Origin of the sequence: Streptomyces sp. AHU1, from assembly GCF_045343905.1 — a bacterium.
GTDB classification, from domain to species: Bacteria; Actinomycetota; Actinomycetes; order Streptomycetales; family Streptomycetaceae; genus Streptomyces; species Streptomyces triticiradicis.
In genome coordinates, this window is sequence record NZ_CP174283.1 from 5,489,040 (window position 1) to 5,505,273 (window position 16,234).

General features: G+C 72.6%; 16 protein-coding genes. 11 read left to right on the plus strand and 5 right to left on the minus strand.

Annotated features, from left to right (window positions below; all coding sequences use genetic code 11):
* The first annotated feature begins 79 nt into the window (after positions 1 to 79).
* Together ACICHK_RS24555 and ACICHK_RS24560 are read left to right on the plus strand one after the other, a co-directional pair.
* The gene (locus tag ACICHK_RS24555; protein WP_406838574.1) at positions 80 to 412 is read left to right on the plus strand and encodes a hypothetical protein; all 333 of its coding nucleotides are present in this window, start codon (positions 80 to 82) and stop codon (positions 410 to 412) included.
* A gap of 94 nt (positions 413 to 506) precedes the next feature.
* Entirely contained in the window at positions 507 to 1,691 is a 1,185-nt protein-coding gene (locus ACICHK_RS24560) for a glutathionylspermidine synthase family protein (RefSeq protein ID WP_406838575.1), read from the plus strand.
* A 30-nt stretch (positions 1,692 to 1,721) separates the two neighbouring features.
* Here the strand turns inward: ACICHK_RS24560 and rocD are convergent, their stop codons facing one another.
* On the minus strand, positions 1,722 to 2,936 hold the full coding sequence (gene rocD, locus ACICHK_RS24565; protein WP_406841306.1) for an ornithine--oxo-acid transaminase: 1,215 nt from the start codon (positions 2,934 to 2,936) through the stop codon (positions 1,722 to 1,724).
* Between the two features lie 311 nt (positions 2,937 to 3,247).
* Between rocD and ACICHK_RS24570 the strand changes: the two genes are divergently transcribed.
* Positions 3,248 to 4,693 (plus strand): glycine hydroxymethyltransferase, encoded by a 1,446-nt coding sequence (locus ACICHK_RS24570; RefSeq protein ID WP_406838576.1) that lies wholly within the window; start codon positions 3,248 to 3,250, stop codon positions 4,691 to 4,693.
* 40 nt (positions 4,694 to 4,733) lie between these two features.
* On the opposite strand, the gene ACICHK_RS24575 is transcribed toward ACICHK_RS24570, so the two are convergent.
* Positions 4,734 to 5,450, minus strand: coding sequence for a hypothetical protein (locus tag ACICHK_RS24575; protein WP_406838577.1), 717 nt, complete (start codon positions 5,448 to 5,450; stop codon positions 4,734 to 4,736).
* Positions 5,451 to 5,838: 388 nt separating this feature from the next.
* On the opposite strand from ACICHK_RS24575, the gene trpS reads away from it, so the two are divergent.
* Together trpS and ACICHK_RS24585 are read left to right on the plus strand one after the other, a co-directional pair.
* The gene (gene trpS, locus ACICHK_RS24580) at positions 5,839 to 6,852 is read left to right on the plus strand and encodes a tryptophan--tRNA ligase (RefSeq protein WP_406838578.1); all 1,014 of its coding nucleotides are present in this window, start codon (positions 5,839 to 5,841) and stop codon (positions 6,850 to 6,852) included.
* Between the two features lie 224 nt (positions 6,853 to 7,076).
* Positions 7,077 to 7,658, plus strand: coding sequence for a 2'-5' RNA ligase family protein (locus ACICHK_RS24585; RefSeq protein ID WP_406838579.1), 582 nt, complete (start codon positions 7,077 to 7,079; stop codon positions 7,656 to 7,658).
* A gap of 44 nt (positions 7,659 to 7,702) precedes the next feature.
* Here ACICHK_RS24585 and ACICHK_RS24590 read toward each other — a convergent pair whose 3' ends face one another.
* Positions 7,703 to 8,458: a decaprenylphospho-beta-D-erythro-pentofuranosid-2-ulose 2-reductase gene (locus ACICHK_RS24590; RefSeq protein WP_406838580.1), complete on the minus strand. Its 756-nt coding sequence runs from the start codon at positions 8,456 to 8,458 to the stop codon at positions 7,703 to 7,705.
* A 30-nt stretch (positions 8,459 to 8,488) separates the two neighbouring features.
* Positions 8,489 to 9,838, minus strand: a complete 1,350-nt coding sequence (locus ACICHK_RS24595) for an FAD-binding protein (RefSeq protein ID WP_406838581.1) — start codon at positions 9,836 to 9,838, stop codon at positions 8,489 to 8,491.
* Positions 9,839 to 9,980: 142 nt separating this feature from the next.
* On the opposite strand from ACICHK_RS24595, the gene ACICHK_RS24600 reads away from it, so the two are divergent.
* From ACICHK_RS24600 to ACICHK_RS24615, 4 genes are all read left to right on the plus strand, one after another.
* A complete protein-coding gene (locus ACICHK_RS24600) occupies positions 9,981 to 10,487 on the plus strand; it encodes a phosphatase PAP2 family protein (protein WP_406838582.1) in 507 nt (168 codons plus the stop codon).
* A complete protein-coding gene (locus tag ACICHK_RS24605) occupies positions 10,480 to 11,424 on the plus strand; it encodes a decaprenyl-phosphate phosphoribosyltransferase (protein WP_406838583.1) in 945 nt (314 codons plus the stop codon). Before ACICHK_RS24600 ends, ACICHK_RS24605 begins: the two co-directional genes overlap by 8 nt.
* Before the next feature lie 77 nt (positions 11,425 to 11,501).
* Positions 11,502 to 11,915, plus strand: coding sequence for a GtrA family protein (locus tag ACICHK_RS24610; protein WP_406841307.1), 414 nt, complete (start codon positions 11,502 to 11,504; stop codon positions 11,913 to 11,915).
* The gene (locus ACICHK_RS24615; protein WP_406838584.1) at positions 11,903 to 12,907 is read left to right on the plus strand and encodes a YihY/virulence factor BrkB family protein; all 1,005 of its coding nucleotides are present in this window, start codon (positions 11,903 to 11,905) and stop codon (positions 12,905 to 12,907) included. The genes ACICHK_RS24610 and ACICHK_RS24615 overlap by 13 nt, the downstream gene beginning before the upstream one ends.
* Here the strand turns inward: ACICHK_RS24615 and ACICHK_RS24620 are convergent.
* Positions 12,861 to 14,156 carry a D-alanyl-D-alanine carboxypeptidase family protein gene (locus ACICHK_RS24620; RefSeq protein ID WP_406838585.1) on the minus strand — a complete coding sequence of 432 codons (1,296 nt, stop codon included), beginning with the start codon at positions 14,154 to 14,156 and terminating at the stop codon, positions 12,861 to 12,863. The two genes, ACICHK_RS24615 and ACICHK_RS24620, sit on opposite strands and share 47 nt — an antisense overlap.
* 127 nt (positions 14,157 to 14,283) lie before the next feature.
* Between ACICHK_RS24620 and ACICHK_RS24625 the strand changes: the two genes are divergently transcribed.
* Both ACICHK_RS24625 and ACICHK_RS24630 read left to right on the plus strand, forming a co-directional pair.
* Positions 14,284 to 14,526, plus strand: coding sequence for an SCO4848 family membrane protein (locus tag ACICHK_RS24625; protein WP_225860467.1), 243 nt, complete (start codon positions 14,284 to 14,286; stop codon positions 14,524 to 14,526).
* A gap of 16 nt (positions 14,527 to 14,542) precedes the next feature.
* On the plus strand, positions 14,543 to 16,174 hold the full coding sequence (locus ACICHK_RS24630) for a metallophosphoesterase (RefSeq protein ID WP_406838586.1): 1,632 nt from the start codon (positions 14,543 to 14,545) through the stop codon (positions 16,172 to 16,174).
* Positions 16,175 to 16,234 lie beyond the last annotated feature (60 nt).

Here is a 16,234-nt window from a genome sequence, read left to right on the forward strand (position 1 = left end):
CGTGGACTTGTCGGACGGGATCTCTACTCTGTCCACTTCAGTCGGAAACGATCCGAAGAGAACAAACGGGGGAACGGACATGGCAGACGTACGACGGCAACTGCGCTCGGGCACGGTCGTCCTCGGGGGCATGGGACTTCTCGCGGCGGCGCTCACCGCCTGTTCCTCGGACCCCGACAAGCGCTGCGTCGACCGCGACAGCTACAACGCCGGCAAGGGCTACAAGGTCGTCTCCGACAAGAACTGCAAGTCCTCCGCGGGCTCGTCCCACAGCGGCTGGTACTACGGCGGCGACAAGAAGAGCAGCTGGGTCGAGGGCGGCTCCTTCACCAAGCCCGGCGGCTCCGGCGGTTCGGGCGGCGGCGTGCACCGCGGCGGTTTCGGCGGCGGCAAGGGCAGCTCCGGCGGCTGATCCGCGGCCCGGGGCCGGAGCGGGGGCGCCGGCCCCGGCCCGTCCGCCGAGACGCAGAACCCGCCCGCCCGCCCAGACGGAGAACCCACGCGCCATGGAACGCCGCACCATCACCCCCCGCCCCGGCTGGCAGCAGACCGTCGAGGGGCAGGGGCTGATCTACCCGCTCACCCGCCACCCCGACGACTCCCTGCGCCCCTACTGGGACGAGAGCGCCCACTACGTCTTCTCGCTGCCCGAGGTGGAGGCGCTGGAGGAGGTCGTCGGGGAACTGCACGCCATGTGCCTGACGGCGGCCGGTCACATCGTCGAGCGGGGACGCTTCGCCGACCTCGGCATCGACGACCCCCGGGTCGTGGCGGCCGTCTCCGAGGCCTGGCACCGGCGCGCCGAACTCCCCTCCGTCTACGGCCGCTTCGACCTCCGCTACGACGGGACGGGCCCGGCGAAGCTCCTGGAGTACAACGCCGACACGCCGACCTCGCTGGTCGAGGCCGCGAGCCCCCAGTGGTTCTGGATGGAGGACCGCTTCCCCGGCGCCGACCAGTGGAACTCCCTCCACGAGCGCCTCGTCGCGGCCTGGAGGAAGCAGGCCGCCCTCCTCCCGCCGGGCGGCCCGCTCTACTTCGCGCACTCCGCCGAGGACGAACTCGGCGAGGACCTGATGACGGTCGCCTACCTGAAGGAGACCGCGGAGCAGGCCGGTCTCGACACGGACTGGATCTCCATGGAGGAGATCGGCTGGGACCCCCTCTCCGGCCGCTTCGTCGACAACCGGCTCGCGTTCATCCGCAGCTGCTTCAAGCTCTACCCCTGGGAGTGGCTCACCACCGACGCGTTCGGCGGCCACGTCCTGGACACCCTCGACAACGGCGGCGGCACCGGTACGACCCTGTGGATCGAGCCCGCCTGGAAGATGCTCCTGTCCAACAAGGCCCTCCTCGCCGTCCTCTGGGAGCTCTACCCGGGCCACCCGAACCTGCTCCCCGCCCACCTCGACGGCCCCCGCGAACTGGCCCGCACGAACGGCTACGTCGCCAAGCCCCTGCTCGGCCGCGAGGGCGCCGGGGTGACGATCCACGAACCCGGCGCCGCCCCCGTCGTGCGCGACGAGGCCTGCTGCTACCAGGAGCTGGCCCCGCTCCCGTCCTTCGACGGCAACCGGACCGTCCTCGGCGCCTGGGTCGTCGGGGACGAGCCGGCGGGCCTCGGCATCCGGGAGTCCTCCGGCCCCGTCACGGACGAGTACGCCCGCTTCCTGCCCCATGTGATCCTCTAGGCCCGCCCGCGGAGCCCCGGACCCGGACCCCTACGCCCCCAGCACGGCCCGCAGCTGGGCCAGCCCCCAGTCCAGGTCCTCCTCGCTGATGACCAGCGGCGGGGCGATCCGGACGGTGACGCCGTGGGTGTCCTTGACGAGGACGCCCCGGTCCATCAGCCGCTCCGAGACCTCCCGGCCCGTGCCGTGCGCGGGGGCGATGTCGACGCCCGCCCACAGGCCGCGCCCGCGCACCGCGGTGACATGACCGGAGTCCTTCAGCAGGCCCAGCTCCCGGTGCAGACGCGCGCCCAGCTCGGCCGCCCGCGCCTGGTACTCACCCGTCCGCAGCATCGCGATCACCTCCAGGGCCACCGCGCAGGCCAGCGGGTTCCCGCCGAAGGTCGACCCGTGCTCCCCGGGCCGGAACACCCCCAGCACCTCCGCGTTCGACACCACCGCCGACACCGGCACCACCCCGCCGCCGAGCGCCTTCCCGAGGACGTACACGTCCGGCACCACACCCTCGTGCTCGCAGGCGAACGTGGTGCCGGTCCGCCCCAGCCCCGACTGGATCTCGTCCGCGACGAACAGGACGTTCCGCTCCCGCGTCAGCTCCCGCACGGCCGGCAGGTAACCGGCCGGCGGCACCAGCACCCCCGCCTCCCCCTGGATCGGCTCCAGCAGCACGGCCACCGTGTTCTCCGTGACCGCCGCCCGCATGGCCGTCAGGTCCCCGTACGGCACGATCTCGAACCCCGGGGTGTACGGGCCGAAGTCGGCCCGCGCCTCGGGGTCCGTCGAGAAACTGATGACCGTCGTCGTACGCCCGTGGAAGTTGTTGCCCGCGACCACGATCTTCGCCATCTCGGCGGGGACGCCCTTGACCTTGTACCCCCACTTCCGGGCCGTCTTCACGGCCGTCTCGACCGCCTCCGCGCCGGTGTTCATCGGCAGCACCGTCTCCATGCCGCACAGCGCGGCCAGCTCCCGGCAGAAGTCCGCGAACCGGTCGTGGTGGAAGGCCCGCGACGTCAGCGTCACCCGGTCCAGCTGCGCCTTGGCCGCCTCGATCAGCCGCCGGTTGCCGTGGCCGAAGTTCAGCGCCGAGTATCCGGCCAGCATGTCGAGGAAGCGGCGCCCCTCGACGTCCGTCATCCAGGCCCCGTCCGCCGTCGCCACGACGACCGGCAGCGGGTGGTAGTTGTGCGCGCTGTGCGCGTCGGCCGAGGCGATGAACGCCTCCGTCGTCTCCCTGGCATCCATGGTGGTCACGGGATCTCCGTTCTGGGCTGGTGACCCCTTTCCTATCGTCGCTCGCATGGTGGACCGGGGACCCCGGTGATCCGGCGCGCCCGGTACGCTGATCGACGGGGCCGTGACTGGCGCGCTGGGATGGGACCGACCATCGGGGAGCGGCACCCGCGCTGTGGCTTCCCCGGGGCGATCCCGGACCTCTGGACGGAGAAGCAGGCCGTTCTGAGGGGCCCGGAGTGTCCGGGCGAGGAGTCGTGGCAACCAAGTGCCGTGCGCCTGGGCCGACCCGTGAACGCTGAACGCAACGTCCGGAGGCCGTCATGCCAGAGCCCCTTTCCACCGAGTCCACCGCCTTCCGCAGCGCCCTCGACGTGATCCGGGCCGTGGAGCCCCGCGTCGCCGACGCCATCGGCCAGGAAGTGGCCGACCAGCGCGACATGCTCAAACTGATCGCGTCCGAGAACTACGCCTCCCCGGCCACCCTGCTGGCCATGGGCAACTGGTTCAGCGACAAGTACGCGGAGGGCACCGTCGGCCGCCGCTTCTACGCCGGCTGCCGCAACGTCGACACCGTCGAGGCCCTCGCCGCCGAGCACGCCCGCGAGCTGTTCGGCGCCGAGCACGCCTACGCCCAGCCGCACTCCGGCATCGACGCCAACCTCGTCGCCTTCTGGGCCGTCCTCGCCGCCCGCGTGGAGGCCCCGGCGCTCGCCAAGGCGGGCGTCCGCAACGTCAACGACCTCTCCGAGGCCGACTGGGCCGAACTGCGCCAGGCCTTCGGCAACCAGCGCATGCTCGGCATGTCCCTGGACGCCGGCGGCCACCTCACCCACGGGTTCAGGCCGAACATCTCGGGCAAGATGTTCGACCAGCGCTCGTACGGCACCGACCCCGCCACCGGCCTCATCGACTACGAGGCCCTGCGCGTCTCCGCCCGCGAGTTCAAGCCGCTGATCATCGTCGCCGGCTACTCCGCCTACCCCCGCCTGGTGAACTTCCGGATCATGCGGGAGATCGCCGACGAGGTCGGCGCCACCCTCATGGTCGACATGGCGCACTTCGCGGGCCTGGTCGCGGGCAAGGTCCTCACCGGCGACTTCGACCCGGTCCCGCACGCCCAGATCGTCACCACCACCACGCACAAGTCGCTCCGCGGCCCCCGCGGCGGCATGGTCCTGTGCGACGAGTCCCTCGCCGAGCAGGTCGACCGCGGCTGCCCGATGGTCCTCGGCGGCCCGCTGCCGCACGTCATGGCCGCCAAGGCCGTCGCGCTCGCCGAGGCCCGCCGCCCCGAGTTCCGCGACTACGCCCAGGCCGTCGTCGACAACTCCCGCGCCCTGGCCGAGGGACTGATGCGCCGCGGCGCCACCCTGGTCACCGGCGGCACCGACAACCACCTCAACCTGATCGACGTCGCCTCCTCCTACGGCCTCACCGGCCGGCAGGCCGAGTCCGCCCTGCTCGACTCGGGCATCGTCACCAACCGCAACGCGATCCCCGCCGACCCGAACGGCGCCTGGTACACCTCCGGCATCCGCATCGGCACCCCCGCGCTGACCACCCGTGGTCTCGGCGCGACCGAGATGGACGAGATCGCCGGTCTGATCGACCGGGTCCTTGCCGCCGCCGAGCCCGGCACCACCGCCAAGGGCGCCCCGTCCAAGGCGCAGCACGTCCTGGACACGAAGATCTCCGACGAGATCGCCCACCGCGCGAGCGACCTGCTCACCGGCTTCCCGCTCTACCCCGAGATCGACCTCGGCTGACGTACCGCACCGGGGCCGGACCCGTCCGGCCCCGGTGCGGTCAGTAGACCTCGACCAGCTCCTGGCGCGGCTCCCGCAGCGGTTCGGCGTTCACGCGCCGGGCCGTCGCGCGGCGGGCGAACCACGTGGCCCCGGCGCCCAGGGCCAGGCCCGCGGCGAGTCCGGGCACCGCCCACACCGCCGGGTCGAACTCCACCCGGACGGCGGTCGCGGTCGCCCCGGAGCCGAAGAGCCTTCCTTCCTTCACCAGCTCGCCGAACACCGAGAGCGGCGCCCGGTGCCAGTGGAAGTCGCCGCCCACCAGGTCGGGAGCCAGATCCGACCGCACCCACGGCGCGCCGTCCGCGGCGAGGAAAACCTGGTCCTGGCGCTCGATGCTGACGTCACCCCCGGGGCCCGTGGCTCCCCAGATCACCGTGACCTGGGGAGCGGGAAGGTGACCGCCCGCCCACTCGTCGGGCGCCTTCTTCGGGCCCGTGTACCGGGGCGACAGGAGCCGCCACAGCCGTCCGAAATCCGGATCGCCGCTGTGCATGGTGGTCGTCCGTCCCGTGTCACCGGCGACGGTCAGGACGATGTCCGGGCTGTCGCCCGAGGAGCTCTGCGGGGCGTTCTCGACGCTCTCCCGCACCGCCGGTGCGACCACCGGTGCGCTCGCCGCCGGGCCGGCCAGGGCGGCCGGTGCCACCGCCACCGCCGCCGCGGCGGTGGCGCCCAACGCTCCCACCACCGTGACCAGTTCGCGAAGCCCGCGCATGGAACTCCCAACCGGCCGACGCAGAGTCGGCCCGCACACCGTTGTGCCAATTCCTGGGTGCGCCGACGGACCCGCCGGGGGTTCCCCGCGACGGCGACGTCCGAACAGCGCTCCGCCCTGCCGAATCCGGTTCCCGGGCGGTCCGGCATTTCTAAGCGTCGGCGCCCCCGAAAAACACCCCCTCCAGCAGGAACGTCACCTCACCGTTGCACTTGCATGACGGTGTGTGTTCGAAAGCCGCTCAGGTGAGCGAAATGGTGACCGTCTGTGTCGATGGGGTGAAGGTTCGGAGGAGCTGATTCCCGGATCCATGGCGCGGGCTCACCCGAGTGCCGTCTCTTTCCGGCCAGTTCCGGAGCGGGCCCCGGCACCTGAGAGAATGGTGAACATGGCCTCTGACAGTCCTCGCGTGCTCTCCGGAATCCAGCCCACGGCAGGCTCGTTCCACCTCGGCAACTACCTCGGCGCCGTCCGTCAGTGGGTGGCGCTCCAGGAGTCCCACGACGCGTTCTACATGGTCGTCGACCTGCACGCGATCACGGTTCCGCAGGACCCCGCGGACCTGCGCGCCAACACCAGGCTCGCCGCCGCGCAGCTGCTCGCCGCCGGTCTCGACCCCGAGCGCTGCACGCTCTTCGTCCAGAGCCACGTCCCCGAGCACGCCCAGCTCGCCTGGGTCATGAACTGCCTCACCGGTTTCGGCGAGGCCAGCCGGATGACCCAGTTCAAGGACAAGGCGGCCCGGCAGGGCGCGGACCGCGCGAGCGTCGGCCTGTTCACGTACCCGGTCCTCCAGGTCGCGGACATCCTGCTGTACCAGGCCCACGAGGTGCCGGTCGGCGAGGACCAGCGCCAGCACGTCGAGCTCACCCGTGACCTCGCCGAGCGCTTCAACGGCCGGTTCGGCGAGACCTTCACCGTCCCGAAGCCGTACATCCTCAAGGAGACGGCGAAGATCTACGACCTCCAGGACCCGTCGATCAAGATGAGCAAGTCGGCGTCCACGCCGAAGGGCCTCATCAACCTCCTCGACGACCCGAAGGTCACCGCGAAGAAGGTCAAGAGCGCCGTCACCGACACGGACACGGTGATCCGCTACGACGCCGCGGAGAAGCCGGGCGTCTCGAACCTCCTCACCATCCACTCCACCCTCACCGGCAAGTCGATCGCCGAGCTGGAGCGGGAGTACGAGGGCAAGATGTACGGCGCCCTCAAGACGGACCTCGCCGAGATCATGGTCGAGTTCGTGACCCCGTTCCGCGAGCGCACCCAGCAGTACCTGGACGACCCCGAGACGCTCGACTCGATCCTGGCCAAGGGTGCCGAGAAGGCGCGCGCCGTCGCCGCGGAGACGCTCTCCCAGGCGTACGACCGGGTCGGGTTCCTGCCCGCCAAGCACTGACGGCCGGGGCCGCCGCCGTACGCGGGGCCGTGCCCCGTCCGTACGGCGGCACGGCCCCTACCACACCACCTTCGGCAGTCAGTACGAGACGAGCGCGACACTCCTACGACGGCCGTTTGCGGGCCGCGCCGCCGTACAGTCGAAAGCGGGGCGGGCCGAGCGATCGCCTCCGCCCGCGCAGCACCACCGAACAGCCCTGATCCTCGACAACGACAGGAGACGACGTGGGGACCGTAACGATCGGCGTGTCGATCGCGGTCCCGGAGCCTCACGGCAGCCTGCTCCAGGAGCGGCGCGCGGGCTTCGGCGACCCCGCGGCTTGCTGCATTCCCACCCACGTCACCCTGCTGCCGCCGACCGAGGTCGAGGACTCGGCGCTGCCCGCGATCGAGGCGCACCTGATGGACGTCGCCGCCGCCGGGCGCCCGTTCCCGATGCGGCTGTCCGGCACGGGCACCTTCCGCCCCCTGTCACCGGTCGTGTACGTCCGGGTGGCCGAGGGCGCCGAGGCCTGCACCTGGCTGCAGAAGCAGGTCCGGGACGCCTCGGGCCCCGTCGCCCGCGAGCTGCAGTTCCCGTACCACCCGCACGTCACCGTGGCGCACGGCATCAGCGAAGAGGCGATGGACCACGCCTTCGAGGCGCTCTCCGCGTACGAGGCCGGGTGGCCCTGCACCGGGTTCGCCCTCTACGAGCAGGGCGCCGACGGTGTGTGGCGCAAGCTCCGCGAGTTCGTCTTCGGCGGTGCCGTGGTGCCCCCGCAGGCCTCCGCGCCCGAACGGGACACCACGCTGCCGGCGGTCTAGGACCCGTCCGGTCGATCCGGGGGCCGCCGGACCTCGGACGGGCCTCAGAGCGGCAGTCGTCTGAACACCGCCCGGGGCGTGTGCCGCAGCGCCGACATGACCATCCGGAGGGCCCCCGGCACCCACACCGTCTCGGAGCGACGCCGCAGCCCCAGCTCGATCGCCTCGGCCACCGCCTCCGGAGTGGTCGACAGCGGTACCTGGGGCAGATGGGCCGTCATCCGCGTACGGACGAACCCGGGGCGCACGACCATGACGTGGGCCCCCGTGCCGTGGAGGGCGTCCCCCAGCCCCTGCGCGAAGGCGTCCAGGCCCGCCTTGCTGGAGCCGTAGATGAAGTTCGAGCGGCGGGCGCGTTCGCCCGCGACCGAGGACAGCACCACCAGGGAGCCGTGCCCCTGCGTCTGCAGCGCCCGCGCGCACACCAGGCCCGAGGAGACCGCGCCCGTGTAGTTCGTCTGCGCGACCCGGACCGCCAGGGCCGGCTCCTTCTCGTCCACGGCCTGGTCGCCGAGCACCCCGAAGGCCATCAGCACCATGTCGATGTCGCCCTCGGCGAAGACCTTGCCGAGCACGGCCTCGTGGGATTCGGGATCGAGGGCGTCGAAGGCGACGGTACGGACCTCCGCGCCGAGCCCGCGCAGCCGCTCGGCGGCCTCCTCCAGGGCGGGCGTCGGCCGTCCGGCGAGCCACACCGCGCGGGTGCGCCGGGTGATCAGCCGGCGCGCGGTGGCCAGCGCGATCTCGGACGTGCCGCCGAGCACCAACAGGGACTGGGGGATACCGAAGGCGTCCTTCATGACGGCCAGCTCCTTCAGACGGACGGGGACCTACAGGCCGAGGCGGCGGGACAGGTCCGAGGTGAAGACCCCGCGCGGGTCCAGTTCCCGGCGCAGGGACCGGAACGCGCCGAGCCGCGGATACATCGCGGCCAGCAGCTCGGGCCGCAGCCGCGCGTCCTTGGCCAGGTACACGCGTCCCCCGGCGCCCGCCACCTCCTCGTCCAGTTCGTCGAGGAAGGAGCCCAGGCCCGGCAGGCCCGCCGGGACGTCCAGGGCGAGGGTCCACCCGGGCACGGGGAAGGACAGCCAGCCCGGATCGCCCTTCCCGAAGCGCTTCAGGACGGCGAGGAAGGACGGGCAGCGGCGTTCGGAGACGCGCCGCACGATCCGGCGCAGGGTCTCCTCCCGGCCGTGCCCGACGACGAACTGGTACTGGACGAAGCCGCCGCGCCCGTAGACGCGGTTCCAGTGCGGCACCCCGTCCAGGGGGTGGAAGAAGGCCGGGATCGGCTGGAGTTCACCGGTGCGCGCGCGGGGCGCCCTGCGGTACCAGAGCTCGTTGAAGAGTCCGACCGTCGTCCGCCCGAGGAGCCCTTCCGGCACGAAGGCGGGGGCGGCCGGCAGCCGCGACGGGCGGAACGCCAGCGGGTGCCGGCGGGCCCGCGGCGGCAGCGCGTCCAGCGGTGCGTGATCGCCGCGGGTCAGCACCGAGCGGCCCGTCCCGGCCCCGCGGGCGAGGAGGTCGATCCAGGCCACCGAATAGCGGTAGCGGTGATCGCCGGAGGTGAGACGGGCCATCAGGTCGTCCAGGTCCACCGCGCGTTCGGTGTCGACGGACATCAGGGCGGTCTCCACCGGCTGGAGGCGGACGGTCGCCGTCAGGATCACGCCGGTCAGGCCCATCCCGCCCGCCGTGGCGTCGAACAGGGGGGTGCCGCGCCCGACCGGCCTGATCTCGCCGTCCGCGGTCAGCAGCTCGAAGGACAGGACGTGCCGGGCGAAGGACCCCGACACGTGGTGGTTCTTGCCGTGGATGTCCGCGCCGATCGCGCCGCCCACGGTCACATAGCGGGTCCCCGGCGTCACCGGCACGAACCAGCCGAGGGGGAGCAGGACCTCCATGAGCCGGTGCAGGGACACCCCCGCGTCGCACAGGACCGTGCCGCCGCCCGCGTCGATGGCGTGGATCCGGTCCAGGCCCGTCATGTCGAACACCGCGCCGCCCGCGTTCTGCGCGGCGTCGCCGTACGCCCGTCCGAGCCCCCGGGCGATCCCTCCCCGTGCCCCGCACTCCCGGACGGCCGCCGCCGCCTCGCCGTAGGTGCGCGGGCGGACCAGACGGGCGGTGGTCGGGGCGGTGCGACCCCAACCCGTGACGGAGACGGAGTCGGCAGGCATGACCGTGACCGTAGCGCCGCCGGGGGTGCGTAACGGGGCAATCCGCCCAGCGCTCCCGGCTCCTCACCGAAATGGGTGATTAATGGGATGTCGTACAAGATGACCGTAATTCTGCGACCACTCCCTAGAAGAGTGGCCTCACATGGACGACCTTGACGACGCGGACCGGCGCCTGCTGTCCGCGCTCCACGCCCACGGCGCGGACCCGCGCGTCGCGGCCGTCGCGCGCGCCCTGTCCTGGAGCGGGGAGCACGGCGCCCTGTGGCTCGCCGCGGGGCTCGCCGGAGCGGTCGCCGACCGCGGACGGAGCGGCGCGTGGTTGCGCGCCACGGCGCTCACCGCCGGCGCGCACCTCGCGAGCACGGTCGTGAAGCGGATCGTGCGCCGCCCGCGTCCCACGCACGTGGAGCCCCGGGTGCGCACGGCCGGACGGCATTCCTTCCCCAGCTCGCACGCGGCCTCCGCCGCCGCCGCGGCGGTCGCCTACGGGGCGCTCGGCGCGTACGCCGTCCCGCCGCTCGCCGCCGCGATGTGCCTCTCGCGCCTGGTCGTCGGCGTCCACTACCCCACGGACGTCGCCGCCGGCGCGGCCCTGGGAGCCGCGGCGGCCGGTCTCGGCGCCTGCTGGATCGGGGCCGGCCATGGCTGAGCGCACGGCGCTCCTGGAACGCCCCCCGACCCTCGCCCCGCCGCCCAGGAGCCTGACCGGGCTGCTGCGGGGCCTCGTCAGGACCGCGCGTCCCCGCCAGTGGGTGAAAAACGTGCTCGTCGTGGCCGCTCCGGCCGCCGCGGGTCGGCTCTTCACGCAGCAGGCGTTCGTTCACCTCTCGCTGGTCTTCGTCCTGTTCACGGCCTGCGCCGCCGCCGTGTACCTGGTCAACGACGCCCGGGACGCCGCCGCCGACCGAGCCCACCCCGTGAAGCGCCACCGCCCGGTCGCCGCGGGCCAGGTCCCCGTCCCGGTCGCGTACGCCGTCGGCGGCACCCTCGGAGCCCTCGCGCCCCTGGCCGCCGCCTGGCTCTGCCCGCCGGCCGTCTGCGCGCTGCTGACCGCGTACATCGGCGTGCAACTGGCGTACTGCGTCAGCCTGAAGCACGTGCTCGTCGTGGACCTCGCCGTCGTCACGACCGGGTTCCTGATGCGGGCCATGATCGGCGGGCTGGCCCTCGGCATCCCGCTCTCGCGCTGGTTCCTGATCACCACCGGCTTCGGGGCGCTGTTCATGGTCTCGGCCAAGCGCTACTCCGAAGCCGTGCAGATGGCGGGGCGGGCGGGGGCCACGCGCGCGCTGCTCACCGAGTACACGACCGGCTACCTGCGCTTCGTGTGGCAACTGGCCGCCGGTGTCTCCGTCCTCGGCTACTGCCTGTGGGCCCTGGAGGAGGGCGGGGTGCCGAGCGCCGGTGTGCTGCCGTGGCGTCAGCTGTCCATGATCGCTTTCACCCTGGCCGTCCTGCGCTACGCGGTCTTCGCCGACCGGGGAACGGCCGGGGAACCGGAGGACGTGGTCCTGCGCGACCGGCCGCTCGCCCTCATCGGCCTGGTGTGGCTGGCCATGTACGGGCTCGCCGTGGCGAACTGGTGAGCGTCACCGAGGAGCGGACCGCCGCGGGCACGGGACCGGGCGCGGTCCCCGGGGCGGGCCGCGCCCGGGAGCGGTTCCTGCGCGAGGCCCTCGGGTTCGCCGCCGTCGGCCTCCTCGCCTACGCGGTCGACCTCGGCCTCTTCGTGCTGCTCCGCGGCCCTGCGGGCCTGGACCCGCTGACCGCCAAGGCGCTGTCCTTCCTCGCTGGCTGTTCGGTGGCGTACGCCGGGAACGCGCTCGGCACCTACCGGCACGCGGCGGCCCGCGGCCCGCGCCGGTACGCGGTCTTCTTCGCGGTGAACGTCGCGGGCGCGCTCGTGCAGCTGCTGTGCCTCGCCGTCAGCCACTACGGGCTCGGGTTCACCTCCCCGCGCGCCGACACGGTCTCCGGCGCGGGGATCGGCATGGCGCTGGCCACCGTCCTGCGTTTCTGGGGTACCCGGGCACTGGTTTTCCGAGACGAGGGCAGAGTCGGATCATGGACTGGCTGAAGAAGATTCCCGGCGTGGGGCCTTGGGTCGTACGCCTGATGACCACGCACGCGTGGCGGTCGTACGAGCGGCTGGACCGCGTGAAGTGGACCCGGCTCGCCGCGGCGATGACCTTCATCAGCTTCGTGGCGCTGTTCCCGCTGCTGACCCTGGCCGCCGCGATCGGCGCCGCCACGCTGAGCGCCCAGCAGCAGAAGGACCTCCAGGACAAGCTCGCCGAGCAGGTGCCGGGCATCTCCGACCAGCTCGACATCAACGGCCTCGTCCAGAACGCCGGCGCCATCGGGCTTGTCGCGGGCGTCCTGCTGCTGATCACCGGCATCGGCTGGGTCGGCCAGATGAGGGACTGTCTGCGCGCGGTCTGGGAACTGCCCGACAGCGAGGAGAACCCCTTGCTGCGCAAGCTCAAGGACGGCGGGATCCTCGTCGGTCTCGGCGGCGCCGCACTGCTCACCATCGCGGTCTCCGGCCTCGCGTCCACGGCGATGGGCTGGTCGGCCCGGCACGTGGGCCTCGACGAGAGCGGCTGGGGGAGCACCCTGCTCCAGGTCGTCGCCTTCGCGGTGGCCGTGCTCGCCGACCTCCTGGTCCTGCTCTACATGCTCACGCTGCTGCCCGGTGTCGAGCCGCCGCGCCGCCGGCTGATCGTCGCGGTGCTGATCGGCGCCGTCGGGTTCGAACTGCTCAAGACGCTGCTCAGCGGCTACATGCGGGGCGTGGCGTCGAAGAGCATGTACGGCGCCTTCGGAGTGCCGATCGCACTGCTCCTGTGGATCAACTTCACCTCGAAGCTGCTCCTGTACTCCGCCGCCTGGACGGCGACACCCGGCGAGGGACAGGACCGGGAAGCGGCCGGCCAGGAGGCTCCGGACGAGCCGGCCGGCTCGCGGGAACCGGCCGGCTCGCGGGGCGGGAGGGGCCCGGGGGCCCCGGAGTCCCGGGGGATCAGCGGCGACGGCGCATCAGGTCCGGCAGCGGCCAGCGGCGGTTGACCAGGAAGACGCCCGCGGCGAGCAGGACGAGGAAGCCGCCCGCCACACCGAGCGCGACGCCGATGCCGCTCGAACCGCCCCTCGCCGAGGCGGCCGCCACCGGCTTCGTGGAGGCGTGCGCGGTGCCCGTGCCGGAACCCGTGCCCGTGTCGGGGGTCGCTCCGGACGACGCGTTCGCGCCCGGCCGGGCGGTGGTGTCGACGCCCTTGGGCGGGACCAGTTCACCCACCGGCTGGACCTTGCCCACGGACTGGAACCCCCAGTCGAGCAGCTGCGCGGCCTCCTTGTAGACCTCGTTGTGCTCCTTCTTCTCCGGGTTCATGACCGTGACGAGCAGCACCTTGCCGCCGCGCTCGGCGACGCCCGTGAAGGTGGCGCCCGCGTTGGTGGTGTTGCCGTTCTTCACCCCCGCGATGCCCTGGTACGGGGTGATGTCGCTGTCGCCGGACAGCAGCCGGTTGGTGTTGCGGATCTCGGAGGACGCGCGGCCGGCCGCGCCCTTCTTGCCCCCGGCCGTCGCGCCCGGGAACGTGGCCCGCACCGTCGAGCAGTACTCCCGGAAGTCCTTCTTCTGGAGCCCCGAACGGGCGAACAGCGTCAGGTCGTAGGCGGACGACACCTGGCCCCTGGCGTCGTAGCCGTCCGGGCTCACCACGTGCGTGTCGAGGGCCTGGAGGTCGTCCGCGTGCGCCTGCATGTCCTTGACCGTCTCGGGGATGCCGCCGTTCATCGCGGACAGCACGTGCACGGCGTCGTTGCCGGACTTCAGGAAGACACCGAGCCACAGGTCGTGGACGGTGTACGTCGCGTTCTCCTTTATGCCCACCAGGCTGGAGCCCTCGCCGATGCCCGCCAGCTCGGAGGGGGCCACCTTGTGCGAGGTGCTCCTCGGGAACTTGGGCAGCACCGTGTCGGCGAACAGCATCTTCAGCGTGCTCGCCGGGGGCAGCCGCCAGTGCGCGTTGTGCGCGGCCAGGACGTCGCCGGACTCCGCGTCGGCGACGATCCAGGAACGGGCGGTGATGCCCGCGGGCAGGACGGGGGCGCCGCCGCCGAGGTTCACCTGGTTGCCGGGACGGCCGAGCCGCTCACCGCCGAGGGTCGACATGTTCGCCGGGGGATTGGCCGACGGAGAGGCGCTGGGGCTCTCCGAGGGGCTCTCGTCGGCGGTGTCGGCGAACGCGGGCGCGGTGAGCGAAAGGACCGACAAAGCAGCGGAAGCGACCAACAGGGATCGCCGAATGATCATTTTCGAGACGGGCACGGTCGAAAAAGTACAGGTGTTGCGGCCGGAATTCCCATCGCCGTTCGGGGGGACCGCCTTGCCCTCTCCACCCCGGCGCCGGACCACGGCGGGCGACGGCGATACTGAAAGCATGAAGCTCAGCCGCCCCGTGTCCTGGTTCCTGCTCGCCTTCGGGGTGTGGAGCTGGGTCATTTGGGTCACTTTCGCTAAGAATCTTTGGAAAGACGCCAGTGGGCTCGCGTTCGACGACGCGGGTGATCCGACCGCGTACTTCTGGGTGCATCTGACGCTCGCCGTCGTGTCGTTTGTCCTTGGGACGGCCGTCGGGGTCATCGGGTTGCGCGGCGTACGCGCTTTGCGCCAGACGTCATAACGGGGGATACGGCGTCATGGTCATCTTGTTCGTGTCGGCGGTCCTGCTCGCCCTGGCCGTGCTCGGCGGGCTGCACGGGTACGCCTGGCGCCGGCTGGTGCGGGACACCACGAGCGGCCCGGGACCGGTCCGCCGACTGGGCGCGGCCGTCTTCGTCGCCGGGCCGCTGCTGATGGTCGCCGCCGTCGCGAGCGAGCGTGCGGGTGCCCCTTTCTGGCTCCAGCGGACGCTGGCCTGGCCCGGGTTCCTGTGGATGCCCCTGGCCCTCTACCTCGTACTGGCGCTGCTGGCCGGAGAGTTCGTGCGGCCGGTCCTGCGGTGGGCCGGGGCGCGCCGGGCCGCCGGACGGCAGGGGGCCGGGAGCGCCGTGTCCCCCGCCGTGACCGGGGGGACGGGACCGCGCGAGAACGCGCGCTCCGCCTCCGGCGCGACACCGACAGGAACAGGAGAAGGACAGCCGAGCTCCACCGGGTCGCCGGGCCCCGCCGGGCCGACGGCATCCGCCGGGCTGGCGGGGTCTGCCGGGCCGACGGCATCCGCCGGGCTGGCGGGGTCTGCCGGGCCGACGGCATCCGCCGGGCTGGCGGGGTCTGCCGGGCTGGCGGGCCCCGCCGAGCCGGAGGTTTCGCCGGAATCGGCGAAGCCGGTTGAACCCGCAGGACCTGCGGGCCCTGCCGAACCTGCGGGGCTGGCTGAACCGGTGGGATCGGCTGAACCCGAAGGGCCGGTGGGATCGGCGGGACCGGCGGAGCCGGCCGAACCCGCGGGGCCGGTTGGGTCCGCGGGCGAGGTGGGGGCGGGTGGACCGGCGGATGCCGCCTCGCTGTCGCGGCGTCTGTTCGTCTCGCGTGTCGTGGGCGGCGCGGCCGCGGCCGCCGCGGTGGGGACCGTGGGCTACGGGACGTACGGCGTGCTGCGCGGGCCCTCGGTGAAGCGGGTCACCGTGCCGCTCGCCAAACTGCCCCGGTCCGCCCACGGTTTCCGGATCGCCGTCGTGAGCGACATCCACCTCGGGCCGGTGCTCGGGCGCGGCTTCGCCCAGAAGGTCGTCGACACCATCAACTCCACCCAGCCCGATCTGATCGCCGTCGTCGGTGACCTGGTCGACGGCAGCGTGAAGAACCTCGGCCCCGCGGCCGCTCCGCTCGCCGGGCTGCGAGCCCGGCACGGGGCCTACTTCGTCACCGGGAACCACGAGTACTTCTCCGGAGCCGAGCAGTGGATCCGGGAGGTGCGGGAGCTGGGGATCCACCCCCTGGAGAACGCGCGGACCGAGCTGGCCGGCTTCGACCTCGCCGGGGTGAACGACCTGCAGGGCGAGAGCGAGGGACAGGGGCCCGACTTCGGCAAGGCGCTCGGAGACCGGGACACGACACGGGCCTGCGTGCTGCTCGCGCACCAGCCGGTGCAGATCCATGAAGCGGTACGCCACGGGGTCGATCTCCAGTTGTCCGGACACACCCACGGCGGGCAGCTGTGGCCGGGGAACCTCGTCGCGGCCGCGGCCAATCCGACGCTCGCGGGACTGGAGCGCTACGGCGACACACAGCTGTACGTCTCCCGGGGCGCGGGGGCCTGGGGGCCGCCGACCCGGGTCGGCGCGCCCTCGGACATCACGGTCGTCGAACTGGCGTCGCGCGAAGCCTGAGAATCCCCGGTGAAGCGGGACGGAAAAGATCATTCGCGTCGGACCCGAGCACTCTTCCCA

What these genes read in the sequence shown, in the direction of transcription:
- ACICHK_RS24555 (WP_406838574.1), top strand. Translation starts at nt 80, where the DNA reads ATGGCAGACGTACGACGGCAACTGCGCTCGGGCACGGTCGTCCTCGGG.
- ACICHK_RS24560 (WP_406838575.1), top strand. Translation starts at nt 507, where the DNA reads ATGGAACGCCGCACCATCACCCCCCGCCCCGGCTGGCAGCAGACCGTC.
- rocD (WP_406841306.1), bottom strand. Translation starts at nt 2,936, where the DNA reads ATGGATGCCAGGGAGACGACGGAGGCGTTCATCGCCTCGGCCGACGCG.
- ACICHK_RS24570 (WP_406838576.1), top strand. Translation starts at nt 3,248, where the DNA reads ATGCCAGAGCCCCTTTCCACCGAGTCCACCGCCTTCCGCAGCGCCCTC.
- ACICHK_RS24575 (WP_406838577.1), bottom strand. Translation starts at nt 5,450, where the DNA reads ATGCGCGGGCTTCGCGAACTGGTCACGGTGGTGGGAGCGTTGGGCGCC.
- trpS (WP_406838578.1), top strand. Translation starts at nt 5,839, where the DNA reads ATGGCCTCTGACAGTCCTCGCGTGCTCTCCGGAATCCAGCCCACGGCA.
- ACICHK_RS24590 (WP_406838580.1), bottom strand. Translation starts at nt 8,458, where the DNA reads ATGAAGGACGCCTTCGGTATCCCCCAGTCCCTGTTGGTGCTCGGCGGC.
- ACICHK_RS24595 (WP_406838581.1), bottom strand. Translation starts at nt 9,838, where the DNA reads ATGCCTGCCGACTCCGTCTCCGTCACGGGTTGGGGTCGCACCGCCCCG.
- ACICHK_RS24600 (WP_406838582.1), top strand. Translation starts at nt 9,981, where the DNA reads ATGGACGACCTTGACGACGCGGACCGGCGCCTGCTGTCCGCGCTCCAC.
- ACICHK_RS24605 (WP_406838583.1), top strand. Translation starts at nt 10,480, where the DNA reads ATGGCTGAGCGCACGGCGCTCCTGGAACGCCCCCCGACCCTCGCCCCG.
- ACICHK_RS24615 (WP_406838584.1), top strand. Translation starts at nt 11,903, where the DNA reads ATGGACTGGCTGAAGAAGATTCCCGGCGTGGGGCCTTGGGTCGTACGC.
- ACICHK_RS24620 (WP_406838585.1), bottom strand. Translation starts at nt 14,156, where the DNA reads ATGATCATTCGGCGATCCCTGTTGGTCGCTTCCGCTGCTTTGTCGGTC.
- ACICHK_RS24625 (WP_225860467.1), top strand. Translation starts at nt 14,284, where the DNA reads ATGAAGCTCAGCCGCCCCGTGTCCTGGTTCCTGCTCGCCTTCGGGGTG.
- ACICHK_RS24630 (WP_406838586.1), top strand. Translation starts at nt 14,543, where the DNA reads ATGGTCATCTTGTTCGTGTCGGCGGTCCTGCTCGCCCTGGCCGTGCTC.